The following is a 206-nucleotide window of genomic DNA, read 5'->3' as shown; positions in this document are numbered from 1 at the left end:
GTTCAAATGGGCTATTAGCTCAGGTGGTTAGAGCGCACCCCTGATAAGGGTGAGGTCCCTGGTTCAAGTCCAGGATGGCCCAGACGAGAAAAAAGTACGAGAAAAAAGTACGAGAAAAAAGTAAAATTAAGGCAATAAGAAGTAAAAATCTCATTACCGTGCTTTTTTTTCGAGGATAAATAAAGACAGCATCGGCTCTTGGGAGA

General features: G+C 42.2%; 1 tRNA gene. It reads left to right on the top strand.

The window, feature by feature from the left end:
* The first annotated feature begins 8 nt into the window (after window positions 1-8).
* Window positions 9-82 (top strand) — tRNA-Ile (locus tag JUI58_RS00065).
* Window positions 83-206 lie beyond the last annotated feature (124 nt).

The organism is Spirulina sp. CCY15215 (assembly GCF_016888125.1).
Lineage (GTDB): Bacteria > Cyanobacteriota > Cyanobacteriia > Cyanobacteriales > Spirulinaceae > CCY15215.
Note: the sequence above shows the minus strand (reverse complement) of the source record. Positions and strands in the feature narration are given on the sequence as shown.